Source organism: Pseudonocardia cypriaca, assembly GCF_006717045.1.
Taxonomy (GTDB): Bacteria; Actinomycetota; Actinomycetes; order Mycobacteriales; family Pseudonocardiaceae; genus Pseudonocardia; species Pseudonocardia cypriaca.
Map to the genome: position 1 here is coordinate 2,165,487 of NZ_VFPH01000002.1, position 21,153 is coordinate 2,186,639.

General features: G+C 72.5%; 22 protein-coding genes and 1 pseudogene. 10 read left to right on the forward strand and 13 right to left on the reverse strand.

Features of this window, described 5'->3' with window-relative positions:
• Window positions 1–14 precede the first annotated feature (14 nt).
• From FB388_RS27800 to FB388_RS27825, 6 genes are all read right to left on the reverse strand, one after another.
• Window positions 15–551, reverse strand: coding sequence for a hypothetical protein (locus tag FB388_RS27800; protein WP_142105078.1), 537 nt, complete (start codon window positions 549–551; stop codon window positions 15–17).
• Between the two features lie 125 nt (window positions 552–676).
• Window positions 677–1,117: a hypothetical protein gene (locus tag FB388_RS27805; protein WP_142105079.1), complete on the reverse strand. Its 441-nt coding sequence runs from the start codon at window positions 1,115–1,117 to the stop codon at window positions 677–679.
• Window positions 1,118–1,197: 80 nt separating this feature from the next.
• The gene (locus tag FB388_RS27810; RefSeq protein WP_142105080.1) at window positions 1,198–2,400 is read right to left on the reverse strand and encodes a glycoside hydrolase family 10-like protein; all 1,203 of its coding nucleotides are present in this window, start codon (window positions 2,398–2,400) and stop codon (window positions 1,198–1,200) included.
• A 78-nt stretch (window positions 2,401–2,478) separates the two neighbouring features.
• The gene (locus tag FB388_RS27815) at window positions 2,479–2,856 is read right to left on the reverse strand and encodes a VOC family protein (protein ID WP_142105081.1); all 378 of its coding nucleotides are present in this window, start codon (window positions 2,854–2,856) and stop codon (window positions 2,479–2,481) included.
• Window positions 2,853–3,620, reverse strand: a complete 768-nt coding sequence (locus FB388_RS27820) for an SRPBCC family protein (protein WP_142105082.1) — start codon at window positions 3,618–3,620, stop codon at window positions 2,853–2,855. The genes FB388_RS27815 and FB388_RS27820 overlap by 4 nt, the downstream gene beginning before the upstream one ends.
• Complete coding sequence (locus FB388_RS27825) at window positions 3,617–4,207, reverse strand: ArsR/SmtB family transcription factor (RefSeq protein WP_142105083.1); 591 nt, start codon at window positions 4,205–4,207, stop codon at window positions 3,617–3,619. The genes FB388_RS27820 and FB388_RS27825 overlap by 4 nt, the downstream gene beginning before the upstream one ends.
• A gap of 75 nt (window positions 4,208–4,282) precedes the next feature.
• Here FB388_RS27825 and FB388_RS27830 point away from each other — a divergent pair, with 75 nt between their 5' ends.
• From FB388_RS27830 to FB388_RS27840, 3 genes and pseudogenes are all read left to right on the forward strand, one after another.
• Window positions 4,283–4,492 carry a hypervirulence associated TUDOR domain-containing protein gene (locus tag FB388_RS27830; RefSeq protein WP_142105084.1) on the forward strand — a complete coding sequence of 70 codons (210 nt, stop codon included), beginning with the start codon at window positions 4,283–4,285 and terminating at the stop codon, window positions 4,490–4,492.
• 47 nt (window positions 4,493–4,539) lie between these two features.
• Window positions 4,540–4,813: pseudogene (locus tag FB388_RS27835) on the forward strand (DUF3140 domain-containing protein).
• A 43-nt stretch (window positions 4,814–4,856) separates the two neighbouring features.
• Window positions 4,857–5,531 (forward strand): class I SAM-dependent methyltransferase, encoded by a 675-nt coding sequence (locus FB388_RS27840; RefSeq protein ID WP_142105085.1) that lies wholly within the window; start codon window positions 4,857–4,859, stop codon window positions 5,529–5,531.
• Here the strand turns inward: FB388_RS27840 and FB388_RS27845 are convergent.
• The gene (locus FB388_RS27845; RefSeq protein ID WP_142105086.1) at window positions 5,515–6,816 is read right to left on the reverse strand and encodes a lipopolysaccharide biosynthesis protein; all 1,302 of its coding nucleotides are present in this window, start codon (window positions 6,814–6,816) and stop codon (window positions 5,515–5,517) included. The genes FB388_RS27840 and FB388_RS27845 overlap by 17 nt on opposite strands.
• Complete coding sequence (locus FB388_RS27850) at window positions 6,809–8,479, reverse strand: choline dehydrogenase (RefSeq protein WP_142105087.1); 1,671 nt, start codon at window positions 8,477–8,479, stop codon at window positions 6,809–6,811. The genes FB388_RS27845 and FB388_RS27850 overlap by 8 nt, the downstream gene beginning before the upstream one ends.
• A gap of 362 nt (window positions 8,480–8,841) precedes the next feature.
• Here FB388_RS27850 and FB388_RS27855 point away from each other — a divergent pair, with 362 nt between their 5' ends.
• The 3 genes from FB388_RS27855 to FB388_RS27865 are packed head-to-tail and all read left to right on the forward strand — an operon-like array spanning window position 8,842 to window position 11,881.
• Window positions 8,842–10,251 (forward strand): APC family permease, encoded by a 1,410-nt coding sequence (locus FB388_RS27855; RefSeq protein ID WP_142105088.1) that lies wholly within the window; start codon window positions 8,842–8,844, stop codon window positions 10,249–10,251.
• Window positions 10,248–11,090 carry a class I SAM-dependent methyltransferase gene (locus FB388_RS27860; RefSeq protein WP_142105089.1) on the forward strand — a complete coding sequence of 281 codons (843 nt, stop codon included), beginning with the start codon at window positions 10,248–10,250 and terminating at the stop codon, window positions 11,088–11,090. Before FB388_RS27855 ends, FB388_RS27860 begins: the two co-directional genes overlap by 4 nt.
• Window positions 11,087–11,881 carry a transporter substrate-binding domain-containing protein gene (locus tag FB388_RS27865; protein WP_142105090.1) on the forward strand — a complete coding sequence of 265 codons (795 nt, stop codon included), beginning with the start codon at window positions 11,087–11,089 and terminating at the stop codon, window positions 11,879–11,881. Before FB388_RS27860 ends, FB388_RS27865 begins: the two co-directional genes overlap by 4 nt.
• 3 nt (window positions 11,882–11,884) lie before the next feature.
• Here FB388_RS27865 and lexA read toward each other — a convergent pair whose 3' ends face one another.
• The 3 genes from lexA to FB388_RS27880 all read right to left on the reverse strand — a co-directional run bounded on the left by lexA (window position 11,885) and on the right by FB388_RS27880 (window position 15,914).
• Window positions 11,885–12,520, reverse strand: a complete 636-nt coding sequence (gene lexA / locus FB388_RS27870) for a transcriptional repressor LexA (protein ID WP_142106340.1) — start codon at window positions 12,518–12,520, stop codon at window positions 11,885–11,887.
• A gap of 100 nt (window positions 12,521–12,620) precedes the next feature.
• On the reverse strand, window positions 12,621–13,226 hold the full coding sequence (locus FB388_RS27875) for a nitroreductase family protein (RefSeq protein ID WP_142105091.1): 606 nt from the start codon (window positions 13,224–13,226) through the stop codon (window positions 12,621–12,623).
• 45 nt (window positions 13,227–13,271) lie between these two features.
• The gene (locus FB388_RS27880; RefSeq protein ID WP_142105092.1) at window positions 13,272–15,914 is read right to left on the reverse strand and encodes a helix-turn-helix transcriptional regulator; all 2,643 of its coding nucleotides are present in this window, start codon (window positions 15,912–15,914) and stop codon (window positions 13,272–13,274) included.
• 181 nt (window positions 15,915–16,095) lie between these two features.
• On the opposite strand from FB388_RS27880, the gene FB388_RS27885 reads away from it, so the two are divergent.
• The 3 genes from FB388_RS27885 to FB388_RS27895 are packed head-to-tail and all read left to right on the forward strand — an operon-like array spanning window position 16,096 to window position 18,757.
• Window positions 16,096–17,367 (forward strand): TRAFAC clade GTPase domain-containing protein, encoded by a 1,272-nt coding sequence (locus FB388_RS27885; RefSeq protein WP_142105093.1) that lies wholly within the window; start codon window positions 16,096–16,098, stop codon window positions 17,365–17,367.
• A 4-nt stretch (window positions 17,368–17,371) separates the two neighbouring features.
• Window positions 17,372–18,121: a hypothetical protein gene (locus FB388_RS27890; protein ID WP_142105094.1), complete on the forward strand. Its 750-nt coding sequence runs from the start codon at window positions 17,372–17,374 to the stop codon at window positions 18,119–18,121.
• Window positions 18,122–18,145: 24 nt separating this feature from the next.
• Window positions 18,146–18,757 carry a LysE family translocator gene (locus FB388_RS27895; RefSeq protein WP_142105095.1) on the forward strand — a complete coding sequence of 204 codons (612 nt, stop codon included), beginning with the start codon at window positions 18,146–18,148 and terminating at the stop codon, window positions 18,755–18,757.
• A 10-nt stretch (window positions 18,758–18,767) separates the two neighbouring features.
• Here FB388_RS27895 and FB388_RS27900 read toward each other — a convergent pair whose 3' ends face one another.
• Window positions 18,768–19,370 (reverse strand): TetR/AcrR family transcriptional regulator, encoded by a 603-nt coding sequence (locus FB388_RS27900; protein ID WP_142105096.1) that lies wholly within the window; start codon window positions 19,368–19,370, stop codon window positions 18,768–18,770.
• A gap of 77 nt (window positions 19,371–19,447) precedes the next feature.
• On the opposite strand from FB388_RS27900, the gene FB388_RS27905 reads away from it, so the two are divergent.
• Entirely contained in the window at window positions 19,448–20,314 is an 867-nt protein-coding gene (locus FB388_RS27905; RefSeq protein WP_142105097.1) for an NmrA family NAD(P)-binding protein, read from the forward strand.
• Here FB388_RS27905 and FB388_RS27910 read toward each other — a convergent pair whose 3' ends face one another.
• Window positions 20,315–20,917, reverse strand: coding sequence for a dihydrofolate reductase family protein (locus FB388_RS27910; protein ID WP_142105098.1), 603 nt, complete (start codon window positions 20,915–20,917; stop codon window positions 20,315–20,317). It lies immediately after the preceding gene.
• Window positions 20,918–21,153: the final 236 nt, after the last annotated feature.

The window sequence follows — 21,153 nt, forward strand, 5'->3', positions numbered from 1 at the left end:
CCGGCCCTAGCTGATCACGCTCTCGCGCCCGGCCCGGGACCCGCGTCGACCCGGCGCACCCGGCCCCACGGCCGGTAGACGGCCAGCACCGTGGCGACCACCAGCGACGCGCCGGAGACGATCGGCGGGAACACCAGGTTCGGCAGGCCGCCGTCGACCGGCAGGCCGGCCGCGAGCAGCCGGCCGGCGTGCGCCGCGTCGTCCATGGCGGGGCCCAGCAGCACGAGGACCAGCGCCGTGAGCACGACGTTCAGCACCAGCTTCACCAGCACCCACCAGTGGCGCACCAGCCCGTGGTGGGTGCCCATGCCGAGCACGACGCCGGTGACCAGGCTGGTCAGGCCGCTCACCAGGATCGGCCAGAACAGCAGCGGCATCGCCTGGTAGCAGAGTGCGGTGACGGCGGGGTCGGTCGTGAGCAGCGGCGTGAAGACCAGCACGCCGAGCATCACGTCGAGCCCGATCCACGCCCCGACCCCCACGATGTGGGCCACCAGGACACCCTTGCGGGTGCGGGGCCGCATCCGTCCCCTGACCAGCGTCGTCGCCATGGACTCATCGTCGCGGGCGCGAACCCGCTCCGCGTCCGCGTGCGGGCGGCGGGATACGTGCGTCCGCCGCGGTAGCGCAGCCGCGGCCGGTACCCCCCGCGGCGTACCCGGCTCTCGGCCGCGGATCAGCCGGCCGGCGTCAACGCCATGATCCACATGTTGAGCTGGTCACGCACCGACCGCAGCTCCGCGACCCACGGCGCCAGGTTCTCCACCGCACGCACGGACCGGAACGCGCCGGGCGTGGCCTGCCGGGGGAACGCGAGCCGCACGGCGACGTGCAACATCTGGAAATGCAGCAGCACGATGTCGGACAGGCGCCGCTCCAGCGAGCCGTCGCCCGCGGTGGGCGCGAAGTCCATCGACCAGGTCCACAGCCGCTGGTACTCGCTCGCCACCCGGGTGCCCTCCCGGGCCACGAACTGCGCCGACTCCCCCGGTGACGCGCACGCCTGCAGCACGGCTTCGGCCCGTTCCTGCAGGAGGATGGCCTGGTCGGCGATGGCGAGGAGGGCGAGCAGGTCGGCGAGCACGCGTTCGGGCCGCTCCTGGATCGCCATGCGCATTCACCCCATCGTGGCCGCCTGGTCACGGGAGCCTAATGGCCACCCGGACAGCGGACGAGTAGTGCTAGCTGGAATCAGCGCTAACCGGATGGCGGGCAGGAGTAGTGGTCGGTCCGCACCCGGTCCATGGCGGCGGCCGCGTTCGTGGACAGGGAACGCGCGCTGAAGTAGACCTCGCCGCGCACCTCGGGGTGGTTACGGTCGAGGGCCAGGTGCGCGCTGAGCTCACCGTCCCCCCAGGCCGGGCCGGTGCCCACCTTGTACGCCGCCTGCCCCGTGTAGAGCTGGACGCGGGTGCCGGCCACGACCCGAGCCCACCACGGCACGAGCGTCGCGTAGTCCGCGGTCGCGTGGCCGATCTCCCAGTAGATCTGCGGGACGATGTAGTCCACCCAGCCCTCGCGCACCCACGTCCAGCTGTCGGCGTAGGTCGTGTCGTAGGACTGGATGCCGGTGGTCGCCGATCCGCGCGGGTCCGCGGCCTCGTTGCGCCAGATCCCGAACGGGCTGACCCCGAACGCGATGCCCTTGTCGAGCGCGCGGAGCCGCTCCGACACGCCCTTGACCAGCTCGTCGACGTTGTGCCGCCGCCAGTCCCCGATGTCGGGGAAGCCCGCGCCGTGCCCGGCGAACGCCGCGGCGTCCGGGAGCTGCTCACCCTCGACGGGGTACGGGTAGAAGTAGTCGTCGAAGTGCACCCCGTCGATGGGGTAGCGCTCCGCGACGTCCAGCACCACGTCGGCCACGAGCTCGCGGACCGCGGGCTCCCCCGGGTCGTAGTAGAGCTGGCCCCCGTAGGTGAACACCCAGTCCGGGTGCTGCCTGGCCGGGTGCTCGGGCACCAGCTGCGCCGGGTCGGCCTGCTTGCTCACGCGGAACGGGTTGAACCAGGCGTGGAACTTCAGGCCGCGCGCGTGCGCCTCCTCCACGAGGAAGGCGAGCGGGTCGTAGCCGGGGTCCTTCCCCTGCACGCCGGTGAGCCAGTGCGACCACGGCTCGTACGGCGACGGCCACAGCGCGTCCGCGGTCGGACGGACCTGCACGATCACGGTGTTCAGCCCGTGCCGCTGCACGTCGTCGAGGAGCGTCCGGTACTCCTGTTGCTGGTCGGCGACGGGGAGGCCCGGCGTGCTCGGCCAGTCGATGTTGCCGACGCTGGCGACCCACGCCGCCCGCGTCTCCCCGTCGTCACATGTGGCAGGGGCAGCTGCCGGCACCGCGCCCCACGCGCCGAGCGCGAGCACGAGGGCCGCCACACCCCACTGCACCACCCGAGCCCGCATGATCGTCAGTATCGGGTGTAGATGGCCGGTAGCACCGCCATGGACGCCCGAAAGTGCGGATCTCGGCCCACCAGAGGGCTAATCGCAGGTCGTTCCCCGCTCGATGAGCGCGAGCACGGCGCCTGAGGGGTCGCGGATCACCGCGTAGCCGCCCTCACCCTCGCCCTTCGGGCCCGCCACCACCTCGCCGCCGTGCTCCCGCGCCGCGGCGACGCACGCGTCGAGGTCGTCGACGGCGATGTAGGCCAGCCACTGCGGCGGCAGGTCGGCGTTCTCGCCGCGCGCGTGACAGATCCCCGTCACGGGTGTGCCGTCGGGCGCGAGCATCATCCAGTCGTCGCCGAGCGGCTCGGGCTTCCAGCCGACGACTGCGGAGTAGAAGTCCCGCATGCCGGGCGCGTCGGGCACGGTCAGGTCCAGGTGCACGAAGGTGCCGGGCTTCCAGTTCTCGCTCATGACTTCCCCTCTTCGATGATCTTCTCCAGCCAGTGCTGCCAGTCGGACGTGAGCGCTTCGGTGTCGACCGGACGGCCGTAGACGTAGTGGTAGGCGCTCACGCCGCAGCCGTTCTCACCCTCGACGCCGATGCGGTGCAGGCCGTGCTCCGAGCGGACACCGAGGAACTCCTCGTCGGCGACGTCCACCACGCCGGTGATCGGAGCGGGCCCGTCGGGCGCCAGCGTGGTGGTTCCGCCGACGGCGGGTTGCCCGGCGATGCCGAGCGCGCGGTGCAGCACCGGCCAGATGTCGCGCGCGCTCCCGGGCGTGTAGCTCATGGCGACGGCGTTCCGGACGGGTAGCCCCGCGAAGTAGCGCAGGTAGCTGGACAGGTTGTGGAGGAACAGGGACCAACCGGCGTCGAAGCTGTCGTACTCGTCGTCCCAGTCGGCGCCGTCGAGGAACCCGCTCTGCACGAAACGCAGCACCGTGCCACCGCCGTCGCGGCCCTCCACGAGGAACTCGTACGCGTAGTTCGGCCGCCCGTCCTCGGGCTGCCCGAAGGCGCCGTAGGCGAACCGGCGGCCCGGTTCCCACGCGGTGACCCGGCCCTCCGTGGTGAACCCGCCGCCGTAGTCCTGCTCGACGGCGCCTCCCTCGCGGGGCTCGACCGCGTGGGGGACGAACCAGGTGGCGATCCCCGGCCCCGTTGCGATGGCCTCCCACAACTGCTCGGGAGAGGCGTCGAGGTCGACGTGCTTCTCCAGCCGGCGCTCGGTCACGTCCCTTCCGCCTGCAGCTCGGGGTGGACCGCGACGACCACCCGGTAGCGGCGTCCGCCGGGCGCGGTCTCGTCGTGGTACCTGCCGACCAGGTCGGTGACGGCCCGGGCGAGCTCGTCGGCGAACGCGGCCCGGTCGGCCGGGGTGGCGAACCGCACCTCGCCGTCGATCGCGAACGTCGCCAGCCGCTTGCGGGCCTTGGTCGCACCCGCGAGCAGCTCGCCGACCTCCCGCACGACCCGCGCGGCGACGGCGATGAGCCATTGGGCCGAGAGCCGGTCGGGCGACCGCGCCGGATCCGGTGCGACGGAGCCGAGCGCCGCGGGAGAGATCACGTAGCTCGCGGCGGTGGCCTGGAGGACCCGCTCGGTCATGTTGCCCTTGCGCCGCTCGGCGACGAGCTCGACCAGGCCGTGCTGCTCCAGGGTTCGCAGGTGGTAGTTGACCTTCTGCCGGGCCAGGCCGACCTTGCTCGCGAGGCTGCTGGCCGATCCGGGCTCGACCAGCTCCGCGAGCAGCCGGGCCCGGATCGGGTCGAGCGAGACGCCGGCAGCCGCCGGATCGTCGATGACGGTGAGCTCCTGCACCCGTCGACGGTCTCACCGACAACTTTTTTTGTCAAGCCATCGTTTGTCGCGGTCGGTGCCGGGTACGAGGACGACGTGGCTGAGCGATTCCGCAAGGGCGACCGCGTCACCTGGTCCTCGCACGGCGGCACGGCGGAGGGCGTGGTCGAGGAGGAGATAACCTCCGACACCGAGGCGGCCGGGCGCACCGTGCGTGCGAGCGAGGACGACCCGCAGTACCGCGTGCGCAGCGAGAAGAGCGGCGGCGAGGCCGTCCACAAGCCGTCGGCCCTGAAGCGGAAGTGAGCGACGACAGCGACCGCGTCCGCACGGATTTCGACGACGCGGTGAACATGACCGGCCGCGCGCTGGCTCGGGACCGACGAGTCGAAGTCGGTCGGCGTGTCCAAGGGCGGCGGCGAGTCGGTCGGGCACGGGTCCGGGCGGAGGATCGTGGAGATCCTCGGGAAGAAGAACCAGCTCGCCGACGACGACTACGCCCACATGCGCAAGGTCGTCGGCTACGTCCGGCGACACCTGGCCCAACGACCGTCCGAGGAGGACATCGAGGGCTCCCGCTGGCGCTTCTCCCTGATGAACTGGGGCCATGATCCCCTGAAGCGCTGAAGAGGCACTCCATCCACCCGGCGCCGCCGTGCACACTGGCCGGATGGAGCCGCCGTCGCCGACCGAGATCGCCCGGCGCCCGGCACCCACCGATCCGCGTCTCGACCTCCTCGCCGGCTCCATCGACCTGCACGAGGGCCGGATCCGGTTCGTGCACCCGCGCAACCCCGCCGCCCTGCTGTACGAGGACGACGTCGCAGCCGACCAGGCCTACCCCCCGTACTGGGCGGAGCTGTGGCCGAGCGGGATCGAGCTGGCCCACGCCGTGTCGGAGCGCGACTGGACCGGGACGCGAGCCGTGGAGCTGGGCTGCGGCCTGGCCCTCCCCGCAGTGGCCGCCGCTCTTGCGGGCGCGCGGGTGCTGGCCACCGACCGATCAGCGGACGCGCTCGCCTTCGCCGCGGTCAACGCCGAGCAGAACGGAGCGAGCATCGAGACCGCCCGCTGCTCGTGGGAGGACCCCGGCGAGCTCGTGGCCGAGGCACCGTTCCAGCTCGTGCTCGCCTCCGACGTCCTGTACGGCCAGCGCAACGTGGACGAGATGCAGGCCCTGCTCCCCCGGCTCGTCGGCGACGGCGGTCAGGTCTGGATCGCCGACCCGGAGCGCCCGCTGACCGGGGAGTTCCTCGCCGCCGCACGCACGCGCTGGGCGTCGGTGGAGACCTCGCCGACCCGGCTGCCGAAGGTCTGGATCCACCGGCTCACGTGGGCCGGCTGACCCGCTTCCTCGAGATCCAGTAGCCGACCAGGATCGCTGCCGCCACCACCGACTGCCCGACCAGCAGCGCGACGCCCACCCCGGTGAGCCCGAGCGCGGGCATGAGCACCAGCGCGGGCGGGATGACCAGCACCGCGAGCACCGCGGGCACCCCGATCAGGACGCCTCGTCGCTGCTGCACACGGGCGCCGAAGAGGGCCGCCGTGACGATGACGTTCGGCACCGCCGAGAGCGCGGCGAGCGCGAGCAGGGTGGTGCCCGTCGCGGCGTAGTGCGCGCCGAAGACCGACAGGATCAGCCCCGCGCCCGGGACGATCACGAGCGCGGCGGGCAGGACGAGGGCGAGCGACCGGGTGACCGTGCTGCGCCGGGCGGCGTCCAGCGCAGCGGGGTCGGTCGCCACGTGCGCCACGAGCGACTGCCCCATCCCGTGCGACACGAGGTAGAGCCCGTACGCGATCGCCCACGCCACACCGAACGTCGCGGCCTGCTCGGCCCCGAGCGTCACCAGCACGAGCAGCGGCAGCCCGAACTCGACGGCGTTCGTGAACAGCCCGCCGGTCCAGTCGGCCGACACGAACCGGGCGACGGCGCGGGGACGCACCGGTGACGCCGCGGGCGACTCGCCGGGCACCGGAGCGGGCAGCACCCGCAGCAGGTACGCGGTGATGGCGAGCACGATCAGCGCGGTGGCCACGATCCAGGAGACGGCGATCGACCCGCCGAACGCGACCATGGCCCCAACCCCGAGCAACGCGATCTTCAGCAGGGAGAAGACCAGGTTCTCCAGCGGCACGACCGTGGCCCGCTTGACGGCGGTGAGGACGTAGTCCTGGATGACGAACACGGTCCAGATCGGCGTGGACAGCACGAAGAACAGCGCCAGCGGACCCGCACCGACCGCGCCCTGCAGCTCGGGAGCCCACCATCCGGCGCCGAGCGCGAAGATCCCGCCCGCCAGGGCGGCGGCCACGGCCCCCACGGCGTAGCAGGTGAGCACCAGGCGCCTGGCCGAGCGCTCCGCAACGGGCACGAAGCGCAGCAGGGCGTTGCCGAGGTTGAGCTGCGCGGCCACGCCGATCAGCGTCATCGTCGAGATCAGCGTGTTGTTGACGCCGACGACGTCCGGCGGGAACAGCCGGGCGGCCACCACCCAGTAGAGCAGCCCGATGACCGACGTGAGACCCGAGCTGAGCACGAGCGCGAGCCCGTCGCGGTGCTGCGGGGCGCTCCAGCCGGCGAGTGCTCCGCGGAGCCGGGACGCGCCCGCGGGAGCGTCAGGCATTGCCCGCGGTGTCACCCACCGGGGACGGCACAGCCGGGTACTCCGGCGCGAGCGGGGTGTTGCCGAGGACGATGTCGGCCGCCTTCTCCGCGATCATCAGCGCGGGAGCGTAGGTGTTGGCGTTGGTGATCGACGGGAACGCGGCGGCGTCGACGACCCGCAGGCCCTCCACGCCGCGCACCCGCATCGTCGCCGGGTCGAGCACCGCGCCGTCGTCGGCGCCCATCCGCGCGCTGCACGACAGGTGCAGGCCCGTCTGCCCGGTGCGGGTCACCCAGTCCATGATCTCGTCGTCGGTGCGGACCTCGGCGCCGGGCAGCCACTCGCCGCCGTCGAGCTGCTGCATCGCCTCCTGGGAGAGCAGCTCACGGGCGAGCCGCACGGCGGCCAGCCAGCGCGAGCGGTCCTCCGGCCCGGAGAGGAAGTTGACCTGCACCGCCGGGTGGGCAGCGGGATCGGCCGACCTGATCTGGACGGATCCGCGGGCCTCGGACCGCATCACCTCGACGTGCATCTGGTAGCCGTGCTGGTCGACCGGCATCGATCGCTCCTCGCTCTGCATGGCGAGCGGGGCGAGCACGAAGAACAGGTCGGGGTAGGACTGCTCCGGCGAGCTGCGGACGAACCCGCCGGCCCGCATCGGGTTCCACGCGCCGGGCCCGCGGCCGAACAGCAGCGCGTCAGCGACGATCTTCGGCCAGTGCGACTTGCGGCGGACCGCCGCCATCGACACCGGCTGCGTGCAGGTGTGCTGGATGTGCACGGCGAAGTGGTCCTGCAGGGACTGTCCGACACCCGGGAGGTGCTGCACCACGGGCACCCCGAGCGCCTCCAGGAGCGTCTTGTCGCCGATCCCGGACAGCTGCAGGATCTGCGGCGAGCCGACCGCCCCGGCGGACAGCACGACCTCCTTCGCCCGCGCGAGCGTCTCGGTGGCGCCGTGGCGGAACCGCACGCCGACCGCGCGACCGCCCTCGATCTCGACCTTCGTGACCAGCACCCGTGTGCGGACGTCGAGGTTGGCGCGCCCGCGCACCGGCCACAAGTACGCCCGGGACGCCGACTCCCGCCTGCCGCCACGCACACCCTGGTCGAGCGGCGCGAAGCCCTCCTGCTCGGAGCCGTTGGTGTCGTTCAGGACCCGGTAACCCGCCTGCGCTGCCGCCGCGAAGAACGCCTCGAAGATCGGCCCCTCGGTCGGGCTCGGCGCGATGGTGTGCGGGCCGCTGCGACCGCGGAACGCGTCCTCCGCCGGACCGACCCGCCGTTCCAGCCTGCGGAAGTAGGGCAGGCAGTGTGCGTAGTCCCACTCGTCGGTGCCGGTCTCCTGCCCCCACCGGTCGTAGTCGGCCCGGTTGCCCCGGGTGTAGAGCATCCCGTTGATGCTGGTGGAGCCGCCGAGGATCTTGCCGCGGGGGTGCCCGAGCCGCCTGCCCTGCAGCAGCGGCTCCGGCTCGCCCTCGTAGCGCCAGTCGTGCGCCGGGCTGCCGACCGGCATGCCCATCGCGAGCGGCAGGTGAACGGCGAGGTCCCACCAGTAGTCCGGCCGTCCCGCTTCCAGGAGCAGCACCTTGGTGTCGGGGTCGGCGCTCAGCCGATTGGCGAGCACGCATCCAGCCGCCCCGCCGCCCACGATCACGAAGTCGTACATCTGCTCGGACATGCGGGCTTCACACCTCGGGTTCAGCTGTCATCCGGTGGACGGCGGCCAGGCTAGCCCCGAAGCCTGAAAGCAAACTGTGAGTGACGGATGACGGAACGCTCGCCGACACCGTCGTGTCACGGGGTCGAATGTGCCCCACGTCACATGAATCCCGTTCGGACACCGCCCAGATCGAGGAGCGGCGCACCCTGCTGCGCCACCTCGACGACCTGCCCGCCGCGCGCGTCGCCTACCGCCGAGCACGTGACCGAGGCCGCCCCCCGGTCCGAGCAGCGCCCGGCTGCCTACGAGTCGTCAGACAGGTCTGGCCCATCGGTCCGACAGGTGTGATCATCGATTCCTCCTCGGAGGAGGTAGCGCTCATGACCGACCACGAAGGCACCGGCTTCATCAAGGCCCTCGGACGCTGGGACACCCTGGCCGTGGGATTCGGAGCGATGATCGGCTTCGGCTGGGTCGTGCTCACGGGCGGCTGGCTCGAGGACGCCGGCACGCTCGGCGCCGCGCTCGCGTTCGTCGTGGGCGGCCTGATCATGACGCTCGTCGGGCTGGCCTACGCGGAGCTGGTCTCCGCGATGCCGAAGGCGGGAGGTGAGCACAACTACGCGCTGCGCGCCCTCGGCTCCCGGCCGGCCTTCGTCACATCGTGGGCGATCGTGCTCGGGTACGTCTCGGTGGTCGCGTTCGAAGCCGTCGCGCTGCCGCAGACCGTGCTCTACCTCGCCCCGGACATGCTCGCCGGGCGGCTGTGGTCCGTGGCCGGCTACGACGTGTACGCGACGTGGGCGCTGGTCGGGATCGCCGGCGCGGTCCTGATCACGTGGATCAACTACATCGGCATCCGCCCGGCCAGCGTCGCGCAGACCATCGCCGTCGCGTTCCTGATCGCGGTCGGTCTCGTCCTGCTCACCGGCGCGTTCGTGGGCGGCGAGACCAGGCACCTCGAACCGTGGTTCACCGGCGGGCTGGCCGGGTTCGTCGGGGTGCTCGTCGCCACCCCCTTCCTGTTCGTCGGCTTCGACGTGATCCCGCAGTCGGCGGAGGAGATCAACCTGCCGCAGCGGCAGGTCGGCAAGCTGCTCGTGGTCTCCGTCCTCATGGCGACCGTGTTCTACATCGTGGTCGTCCTCAGCGTCGCCTCCGCGCTCCCGCACAGCGAGCTGGCGGCGGCCGAGCTGGCCACGGCCGACGGGATGACCGCCCTGTGGGACAGCCCGACGATGGGCACCCTGCTCATCCTCGGTGGCATCGCGGGCATCCTCACCAGCTGGAACGGGTTCCTCATCGGCGCGAGCCGCATCCTCTACGCCATGGCCGAATCGGGCATGCTCCCCCGCTGGCTCGCCTACCTGCACCCGCGCTACCGCACGCCGACGCACGCGCTGCTGGTGATCGGTGGCCTGTCGGTCATCGCCCCCCTGTTCGGGCGGCAGATGCTGGTGTGGCTCGTCGACGCGGGCGGGGTCAACATCGTGATCGCCTTCTTCCTCGTCTCCCTGTCGTTCATCGTGCTGCGCCGCCGCGAGCCGGACATGCCTCGGCCCTTCCGCGTGCCGGCCGGTCCGGTGATCGGCTGGGCCGCCGCCGGGCTGAGCCTCGTGCTCGCGGTGCTGTACCTGCCCGGTATGCCGGCGGCGCTCGCCTGGCCGGCGGAGTGGCTGATCGTCGGCCTCTGGTGGGTGGCCGGCCTGTGGTTCGTGCTGCGGCTGCCTCGGATCGCCGCCGGACCGGACGCGGAGGAACAGCTCATCGCCGCGACGGGGAAGAGATGACCGAGATCGACCCGTCCAACGCCGACGCCGCCACCGCGTGGGACGGCCCCACCGGGGAGTTCTGGGCCGACAACGCCGACCTGTTCGACGCGGGCGTCGCCCGCTACCTGCAGCCGTTCCTGGACGCAGCGGCGATCAAACCCACCATGCAGGTGCTCGACGTCGGCTGCGGCAACGGGCTGACCACTCGCGAGGCGGCCCGGCGGGCGGCCGGCGCCACCGGGGTGGACCTGTCCGCTCGGATGCTCGACACCGCCCGCAGGCGGGCCGCTGTCGAGGGCGTCGCGAACGTCTCGTTCGTGCAGGCCGACGTGCAGGTCGCCGACCTCGGTGAGGCCCGCTACGACCGGATCATCAGCCGCAACGGCGTGATGTTCTTCGGCGATCCCGTCGCCGCCTTCGCCAACCTCGCCCGCGCCCTGAAGCCCGACGGCCGGATGGTGCTGCTGGTCTGGCAGGACATGGGGTCGAACCCGTGGCTCACGGCGTTCCGCCGGGCGGTTGCCGTCGGCCGGGACCTGCCGATGCCGCCGCCCGACGGCCCAGGACCGTTCGCACTCGGCGACCCCGGCCGCGTACGCACCCTGCTGACGGCAGCGGGCTTCGCCGAGCCGCAGCTGCAGGGCGTCAGCGAGCCGATGTACTACGGCCCGGACGTGCCCGCCGCCCAGCGGTACGTGGCGGCGCTGCTCGGCGGCCTGCTCACCGAGCTCGACGACGCTGGCCGAGCCGAGGGAGAGGCCGCCCTGCGCAGGACGCTCGAGGAGCACGTCGGACCCGACGGGGTGACGTACCCCTCGGCGATGTGGATCATCACCGCACGCCGCGCCACGTCATGATCGCCCGGATCGTCGCGGGCGCGGTCGCCGCGGTGGCGCTCGTCGCCGGGTGCTCGACGGAGCCCCGACCCGAGCCGGCCCCCGCGCAGAGCGTGCTCGACGCCGTGCTCGCGAACGGCGAGGTCAAGGTCTGCAGCACCGGCGACTACCGCCCCTTCACCCACCTCGACGAGGCCACCGGGCAGTGGACCGGCATCGACGTCGACATGGCCGGCGACCTGGCCGCGAATCTCGGCGTGCGGCTCACGCTCGTGAAGACCACGTGGGGCACGCTCGTGGACGACCTCGGCAGGACCTGCGACATCGCGATGGGCGGCATCTCCGTCACCACCGACCGCGCGAAGCGCGCGTTCTACAGCGACCCCTACCTCGTGGACGGCAAGACGCCGATCACGCGCTGCGAGAACGTGGCCCGGTTCCAGACCCTGGAGCAGATCAACCAGCCCGGGGTGCGGGCGGTGGTCAACCCCGGCGGCACGAACGAGAAGTTCGCCGACGCCAACCTGACGCGGGCCACCATCGTCCGGCACCCCGACAACAACACGATCTTCGAGGAGATCCTGGCCGGCCGAGCGGACCTGATGATCACCGACGCCACCGAGACCCGCTGGCAACAGCAGCAGCACCCCGAGCTGTGCGCGGTGCACCCCGAGGCGCCGTTCACGTTCTCCGAGAAGGCGTACCTGCTGCCCCGGGGCGACGTCGTGCTGAAGGAATGGGTTGACGGCTGGCTGCGCATCGCGCAGAACGACGGCACGTACGCCCGCTTCGCGCAGCCGCACCTCGGGTGAGGCTCAGACGCTGCGCAGCACCGAGACGATGATGCCCAGCACCGCGGCCTCGTCGCCGTCGATCACCTCGTACGCGGGGTTGCGCGGCTCGAGGTACACGTGGCCGTTCCGGCGGCGGTACACCTTCACGGTGGCCTCGCCGTCGATCATCGCGGCCACGATCTGACCCGAGTAGGCCTCGGACTGCTGCCGCACCACCACCGTGTCGCCGTCGCAGATCGCGGCGTCGATCATGGAGTCGCCGCGGACGCGGAGGGCGAAGACGTTGCCGCGCCCGGCGAGCTCGCGAGGCAGGGTCAGGACGTCGTCGACGTGCTCCTCCGCCAGGATCGGGGTGCCGGCGGCGATGTCGCCGACCACGGGCACGGACACCGAGTCGCCCGCGTCCCGCGCCTGCGGCTCGTGCAGGAAGGCCCGCACGTCGATCGGCCGGGCCACGGTGGCGCCCCGCCGCAGGAACCCCTTCTCCTCCAGGCTCGCGAGGTGCTTCGACACCGACGACGGCGAGCGCAGCCCCACCGCGTCACCGATCTCCCGCGTGCTGGGCGCATACCCGTACCGGACCACCCAGTCCCGGATCGCGAGCAGGATCCGCTGCTGCCGCAATGGCAACGAGGCGGCATCCAGCAGCTCGAACATTTCCAGGTCATCGGTGACGGACACCCGCGAATGATAGAGGCACCCCGCGGAGCCCCGATGGAGCTGCTGGCCGAGTGACCGGATGGGAACGGGGAACTGCTCACACCTGCCAATGACCACGGTGCACCACGTCGGCCACCGAGCGGCGGCCGCGCCGCAGCGAGGGGGAGCGCCTGTCGTCCTTTCCCTCGTAGCCGACGGATATGCAACCGATCGGGCGGTATTCCGCCGGCACCCCGAATTCCTCCCGGAAGCCGGCGGTCCGGTCGGGCGGAATACCGAAGAAGCACGCGCCGAGGCCCTCGTCCACCGCGGTGAGCAGCATGAGCAGGGCGGCCATCCCCGTGTCGATGTCCCAGTAGGGCACGGGCCAGCGCCGCTCGTCGCGGTCGGACCACCCCTTGTCCGGCTCGGCGTAGCGATCCAGGTACGCCGCCTTGTGCGAGAGCGGCACGATCAGCAGCGGCGCGCGCCGCATCCGGCTGAGCCAACGGTCGGGCGCGCCGTCACCGGCGGTCGCCGCCCAGAACCGGTCCCGCTCCTCGGGGGACTCCAGCACCAGGAACGCCCACCCCTGGCTGAACCCCGCCGACGGCGCCCGGATCGCGTGCGCGAGCAGCCGCTCCCGCACCTCGGGTGGCACCGGACGGTCGGGGTCGTAGTCCCGGACCATGCGCCGGCGGCGCACGACGTCTGCAAACTCCACAGCGGAACACTGCCCGATACCGACGAACGGCGCGTCGGTCGGTACCTATCCGACGAACGGACCGTTCGTCGATGATCGGTTATGCCCTTGGCGGAACCGAGGCCTAGCGGCCCTCAACGCGGGCTCCAGCTCGCCTCGACGGGTGATGCCGAGCTTCACGTACGCCGATCGCAGGTGGTTCTCGACGGTGCGCACCGACAGCACCAGCTCGGCGGCGATCGCCCGGTTGCTGAGACCGCGGGCGGCGAGCAGAGACACCTCTCGCTCACGAGGCGACAGATCGTGCCGGTGGTACGACGGCCACCACGGCAACGGCCCGACGTCGCACTCACCCAGCAGCTCGTCCCGAAGGGCCGCGGCAGCCGCGGCCGCTCGTACCCGCTCGGCAGAGGCGTGCCGTGCGGCGGCCATGTCGGCCGCCTCAGCAGCCGTGTGGAAGGCGCCGAGACGCGCATAGCCGTCGGCCACCGCGAGGAGTGCACCGGGCTCGCGGGTCCGCAGTGCCTGCACGTGCTCGGTCTGCACGCGCAGCAGCGGCGTGTCCGCGTGCCCGGTCGCCTCCTCGAACAACCGCCCCGCAGTCGTCGGGTCGCCGAGCCGGGCGAGCAGGGTCGCAGCCACCGCGACGTACAGCAGGGCGCCCTCCTTCGCGCAGACCTGGCCCAGCACGGCGAGGGTCTCGCGGGCATGGGCGATCCGGCCGAGGGAGGCCAGTACGAGCGCGTGGGCGACGTCCTCGTTCTCGGCCACCATCCGCTTCGCCGGCCGCGCTTCGCGCAGCGCCCTGGCCTCGGCGTCGAGCTGCGCGGCGGTCTCGCCTGCTCCGGCCATCGCCTCGGCGGCGGCGAGCCACGCGAGGCCGAACCGCACCATGCCGTGCGGGTCGTTCGAGCGGCCGAGGCTCACCCCTTCCCGCAGCAGCCGCGCAGCGTCGCGGCAGCGGCCTCGCTCCAGCACGACGGGCCCGCCGAGGAAGCAACCGTTGGCGAGAGCGCCCGGATGACCGGACTCGACGCCCCACGAACGCAGCTCCTCGGCGGCCCGCTCCGCCTCGTCGAGCAGGCCGGCGTGGTGCAGGGCATTGACCAGCGCCGATCGCGCGGCGAGAGCGGTCTCCCCGGTGCGGGGCCCGGCGAGCACGCGGCGGACCACCTCGATCGCGGCCGGCGGATCTCCGATCTGGGTCAGCGCCACCGCGTGCGTGCTGGTCCCGATCCCCAGGTCATCCCGCCCGGACGCCTCGAGCTCGCTCGCGTACCGCCGGTGCACGTCGACCGCGTCCCGGTAGCGGCCGGCGAAGGTCAACGTGGTCACCAGCGCATCGACGAGATCGACCCGGTTCTCGTCGGTGGCCCCGGAGAGCGCCTCCCGGAGCAGCTCGCTGGCCCGATCCGGCCGGTGCAGGCCGAAGGCGAGGTTCCGCGCGCGGACGGGCAGGAGCGAGCCATCGCCCGAGCCCGCGAGGAGCGCCTCGGCCTCGGCCGCTCGTCCTTGCAGCGCAAGGGCACGAGCCAGCAGGACGGTGCGCTCCGGCCTCGTCTCGGGCATCACCGCTGCGCAGCGTTCGGTGAACGCGCCGTCGAACAGGTCGACCGCGACGGTCGCCGCCCGAACCAGTTCCTCGGCGTCGGGCGGCTCCTCGGCGTCCAGGCGCAACGCAACCGAGCGCAACAGCTGCTGCGGATCGACGTCGCCGGAGGCGGTCATCGCGTCGGCGAGTGCGCGCCGCAGCCGCTGGACGAGGAGCGGGGTCGCGGTCACGAGGACGGCGTCGGCATACAAGGGGTGCGGCATCCGGAACGCGTATCCGTTGCCCGCGCGCTCGACGGCGAGCAGCCCCGCGTGAGCGAGGTCGTCGAGCGTGCGAGCCGAGCAGAGCCGGTGCAGCGTCGCGCTCTCCAACGGTTCACCGAGGGCGACCAGGACGAGCGCCTCCCGCTGAGGGGCGTCGAGCACGCCGATGCGGTCGCCGAGCAGGTCGAGCACGCCCGCCGACACACCAGAGGGCCCCACCCAGCTCCAGAACCCGTCGGTGAGGACGAGCCGTCCCATGCCGCGTCCCGCCCGGACGAGCTCGTGCAGGAACAGCGCATTCCCGCCCGTCCACCGCCACAACCGGTGGGCGCTCAGGGAGTCGATGGGACCGCCGAGCCCCTCGGCGAGGAAGGCGCGGGTGCGGTCGAGGTCGAACGGCTCGACGTCGATCAGGGCGGCGAACCGGTCCAGCCACAGCCTGCGTACCGCGTCGGTGACCGGCTCGTCCGACCGCACCGTCAGCAGCATCGGCACCCGGCCGGACACGGCCAGCTCGTGCACCAACGCGGCCGACCCCTCGTCGAGGTGCTGCGCATCGTCGACGACCAGCAGCTCCGGGACGCCGGAACCCGGCGCGACGAATCGCGAGATGATGCCGCGGAGCACCTCGGTGCGGTTGGTGAGGTCACGGACCTCCGGGCCGACGAACCTGGTGAGAGCCCCGAACGGCACCGACCGCATGGCCGCGGTCGCCGACACCCACTCACTCGTCCAGCCCCGGCCCGTGACGGCTCGGGCCACGGCACGCGCGAGGTGCGTCTTACCGACGCCGGCTCCGCCCCTGAGCACGACGCGCCCCGGAGCGGACGTCACCCCGGCGAGGATCGTCTCGAGCTCGGCCTTCCGCGCGTGCGACGGCCACACCTGCGTCACCGGCTCCCCCCACCGCCACCCTCACTCATTGTGAGGGTTCGACACCACGGTGCACAGCAAGTTGAGTAGTCGACCTCCTGGGCGACGCGGCGCTGCCCCACCACACTCCCGCCAAGGACAGAGCGTGAGGAGCACGCCGTTGGAACTGGTCATCTTGGTCGTCGTGGTGGTGGTGATAGTCATGGCCGTCAAATCCCGCCGACGCGGCAAGGCCGACCGGCACGCGGAGCAAGCGCCCGACGAGGCCGGCAGCGAGCAGCTGGCCGCGTCCGTCCCCACCTTCAAGGTCGTGGCACTCGGGCTCCCCGGATCCGGGAAGACCGTGCTGCTCGCCAGCATGTTCCACGAGCTCGACCACCTCGCGCCCGGACGCTCCTTCTACCTGGACGCCACGCCGGAGCAACGCGTCGCGCTCAACGGCGTGTACCGGACCGTCAGCGACACGCGGCGCGAGTGGCCGCGATCCACCCGGATCGCCGAGCTCACCGACTACGTCTTCAACTGCGTGGCGCTCGACGACGGCGGCGCCCGCCACCACCTCCTCGACGTCGTCTACCTCGACTACGCGGGCGAGCTGCTGGAGCACGCGCCGGAGACGGGGCGGAGCAGCTTCCAGGAGCTGCAGGGTCACATCCGCTCGGCGCAGGCGCTGCTCGGGCTGCTCGACGGGCAACGGATCCTCCAGTTGCTGCGGGGAGAGCCCGCCGGTCACGACTACCTCCAGTTCGAGCTGCGCTCCTTGCTCGGGCTGCTGCAGAGCGCGCGGGCGCCCGTCCAGCTCGTGATCACCAAATGGGACCTCGTGCGCGGCTTCGGCGAGCCACCGGATGCCGACGACGAGCTGCGGCTCGACCGCGTTATCGGCGCGTTGATGGCCTTCGACCACGTCCGCGGTCTCGTGTACTCGAGCCCGAACCAGCTCGTCCGGCTGATCCCGGTGAGCGCGGTCGGCCGCGGTTTCGCCGAGCTGCGGGAGGACGGCTCCGTCGTCAAGAGATCGGGCGGGACCGTCCGGCCGATGAACGTCGACGTCCCGCTGTGCGCTGTGGTGCCGGACCTCTTCCGCCAGGTCGAGCGCACGATCGACGACGAGACGCGGCGGAAGTTGGAGGAGTCCCTTCGCCGGTCGCTGAAGGGCCGCTCGATGCGGGTGCGAGCCGTCGACGTGCTGTCGGGTCTCGGGACGTTCTTGAACGGGTCCGCAGGACGCGCGCTGGGGGCGGTGTTCGCCGGCATGATGCCCGGGGTCGTCGGGGTGGCGGCCACCGAGGTGACCCGCATGTTCGCGGAGTGGGCCGCAACCCCGTACGAGCGGGTTGCCGACGCACGCGAGCTGCACGAGGCGGAGTTCGGCCGGTACCGGGCTGCGCGCGAACGGGTGCTCGTCCAGTTCGACACCGCGGTGCGCAGGCTCGAGGCGATCATGCCCAACTCCGAGCTGGGCAGGAGGTGAGCGGGTGAGCCGATGGCCGTTCCTCGTGGCGCGCGGGCGGCGCGTCGGGTACCGCGTGGTGCTCGCCCCCGACTTCCTGGTGCGGAACCGGCAGCACCACCTCCTGGCCGAGCACGTGGGCGCCGGGCCTGCCGGTCCGGACGGCCGCTCGGTGGTGGAGCTGCCGACGACGGGGTTCGGCCCGGTGGTCGTGACGTACCGGGAGGAGCACGCGGCCGCGGCGGAGCTGCTGCCCGGCAGCGAGCCGGAGACCCTGCGCGATCGTCACGGGCGGCCACTCGAACTGCTCTACGGCGTGGTGACCGCCGGCCGACCCGAGCCCGTCGACGACCGCGACCTGGCCGAGGCCCGTGATGCGGCGATCGAGGCCTACCGGCGGTTCCTCGCCGACGAGGAGGGTGCCGACGTGCAGCCCTCGCCGGGGTCGGCGCCGCACGCCGCACCGCCTGCGCCACAGCCGGTGGCCCGGCCGGAGCGGCCGGCCCGACCTGTCCCGGCGCGACGACCGGCACCGCAGGCCCGGCCGGGCGGCCGACGATGGGTCGTGGCCGCAGCGGCGGTCGTGGCGGTCGTGGTCGCGGTGCTGTTCGGCGGCCGGTTGCTCGCCGGGGACGGGGACGGAGACCCCGTAGGCGTCACCGAGACGCCGGGAGCGACCCCGGCGAAGTGCAGCGAGGTCGAGGCCGGGCCGATGACCGAGCAGCCGGAAGGCCCGGACCGGAAAGGCGAGCCGGACAAGGTGCCGTGCCGCTGATCCGCGAGCCGTACGCTCCGCGGCATGGAGCTCTACCTCGCGTTCGTCGCCCTGGTCGCCGTGCTGGTCACGATCCCGGGCCCGGCCGTCGTGCTGGTCATGCAGAACGCGATGGGCCGCGGCGCCGGGGCCGCGCTCGCGATCGCCGCCGGTGTGTTCATCGCCGACCTGATCTGGGTCGGGGCGGCGGTGGCGGGCGTGACGGCGCTGCTGGTCTTGTCCGGGCCCGCGTTCACGGTGCTGCGGCTCGTCGGCGCCGCGTACCTGATCTACCTGGGCCTGCGCCTGGTGCTCGCGCGGCGTCAGGCACCGGCCGTCGTCGGCGCGACGGGCCCGGTCTCGACGGCCCGCGCGTTCCGCCAGGGCTTCGTCTGCGACCTGTCCAACCCGAAGACCGTGCTCGTGTTCACGAGCGTGATCCCCCAGTTCGTCCCCCACGACGCCGGTCCGCTGCTCCCCACCGCGCTGGGCCTCACGTTCGCGGTGCTCGGCCTCGGCTCCCTCGTGGGCTACGCCGTCGCCTTCGCCGGGGCCGGGCGGTTGGTCAAGCGTTCCGGGTTGCGCGAGTGGCTCACCCGCGCATCCGGTGGCCTGCTCATCGCCTTCGGCATCGGCGTCGCCGCCGACGCCCGCTGAGCCGGCCGCATCACGTCGACCGGCGCAGCCGCAGGAAGGCGGACACCGCGCCGCGGGCCCGGGAGTCGATCTCCGCGGGTGTCGGCGGGTCGGTGACGCGGAGCAGCAGGGTGATCATCAGGTCGCCCCACAGCAGCGCGGCGAGCTGCTCGGCCAGCTCCGGCGGGCGCCCCGTGAGCAACTCGTGGGCCACGGCCTGCTCCATGATCCCGGTCAGGGCGGCGCGGGCGGGCTGCTGCCCGAGCACGTGCAGCGTCCGTGCGATCTCGGGCGCCCGCACCGCCTCCGCGATCGCGAGCCGGAAGACGGCGACGACGGTGGGATCCGTCGTCGCGCGCAGGAGCTGCGTCCCGAACCCGACCAGCACCGCCTGGAGGGTCTCGACGTCGCGGGGCTCGGGTAGGTCGGCGGGCACCCGCAGCCGCGCGGCGCGCTCGCGGACACAGGCCTCGAGCATCTGCTGCTTGTTGCCGACCAGCGCGTAGAGCTCCCGTTTGGACACCCGTGCCCGGGTGGCGATCTCGAGCGTGCTGGTCGCGGCGTAACCGCCCTCCACGAACGCCGAGAAGGCGGCGCTGAGGATGCGCTCGCGTGCCCCGTCCGCTGCCGGCATCGCCCCTCCTTGACATCTGGTACCTGTTGGTACCACAGTCGCTGGTACCAGGTGGTACCAGCGGAGGAGGGGACGTCATGGCGAGTGGAACCGTGCTCGTGACCGGCGCGGCCGGCGGGCAGCAGGGCAGGACGGGCCGACGCGTCACCGAGTTGCTGCTGCAGCGGGACGTGCCCGTGCGCGCGATGGTCCGCACACTCGACGATCGGGCCGAGTACCTGCGCGGTCTCGGGGCGGAGGTGGTCGAGGCCGACTTCCTCGACTTCCTGTCGGTCCAGCGCGCGGTGGAGGGCGTCTCCGCCGTCTACTTCGCCTACCCGGTCCAGGCCGGGCTGCTCGACGCCACCGTCAACATGGCGGTCGCCGCCCGGAACGCCGGGGTGGAGCGGCTGGTCGACATGGTGATGCTGGTGTCCGCTCCGGACGCGCCGACACCCCGCATGCGGGAGAACTACCTGTCCGAGCAGGTCTTCGAACGGGCCGGGATCGGAGCCGCCCACGTCCGGGCCACGGTGTTCTTCGAGAACATCCACGCGCTCGCGACCGCCTCCGGAGCACTCACGATGCCCCTCGGCGACGACAGCACCGTGCTCCCCCTGGTCGCCGGGCAGGACGTGGCCCGCGTCGCCGCAGCCGTGCTCACCGCGGCGGACGTGCCGGAGGGCAACGCGTACCCCGTGGTCGGCCAGCTCCTGACCGTGAAGGAGATCGTCGCCACCCTGTCCGCCGGGCTCGGCCGGGACGTCGCCTACGAGAACGTCACAGACGAGTCGTGGGCCGAGGCCGTCGGCGGCCGCATCAACGCCCACGCCGTGGCGCACCTGTCCAAGCTGTGGGCGACGCTGCGCACCCGCCCCCAGGACGTGGAGGTGACCGACACGATCGAGAAGCTGGGCGGACGCAGGCCGAAGACGTTCGCGGAGTTCGTCGCGGAGGCGGCGTGACTAGCGGCCGCCGCCCACGGCGTAGCGCACGTGCGTCACCAGGTCGGTGTGCCGAGCCGCGACGACCTTGAGGTCCAGCCGGCCGACGCCCTCGAACAGGCGCTCGCCCTTGCCGAGCACCACCGGCGCGACGTGCAGGTGCAGCTCGTCGACCAGGCCGGCGGCGAGGTACTGGTTCACGGTGGCGGCACCGCCGGCGATCGCGATGTCCCGGTCGCCCGCGGCGGCGCGGGCGCGGTCGAGCGCCTCGGTGATCCCGCCGGTCACGAAGTGGAACGTGGTGCCGCCCTTCATCTCGACGGGCTCCCGCTCGTGGTGGGTGAGGACGAAGACCGGCGCGTGGTACGGCGGCTCCTCGCCCCACCAGCCGGTCCAGTCCAGGTCCCACTCCCCGCGGCCGGGGCTGAACATGTTGCGGCCCATGATGTAGGCCCCCGCCGAGGTGAGCGCCTCGATCTCGGCGGTGTTCTCGTCGGCGGCCTCGAGCATCCACCGGTGCAGGCTCTCGCCGACCCCGTCACCGAACGGGGCGTCGGCCCGCTGGTTCGGGCCGGCCGTGTAGCCGTCCACCGACATCGCGATCCCGCAGATGACCTTGCCCATCGTCGCTGCTCCTCGTGCCCCGCGGGGGAGCTGCTCTCCCCCGCCTCGCCAACTGGTCGGAGCAGGACGACAGCCTTCGACATCCCGGCCGAAGATTTTTCTGGGCGGCCCGGCCGGGCGCGGCATCCGCGCGGGACGATCGCCGGGAGTGGGGTGTGGGCGACGGATCTGGCGTCTCCCACCACTTCCGTGATCACCGCCAGAACCCCGGCGGCCGCCGCGAAGTGCGCCGGGTC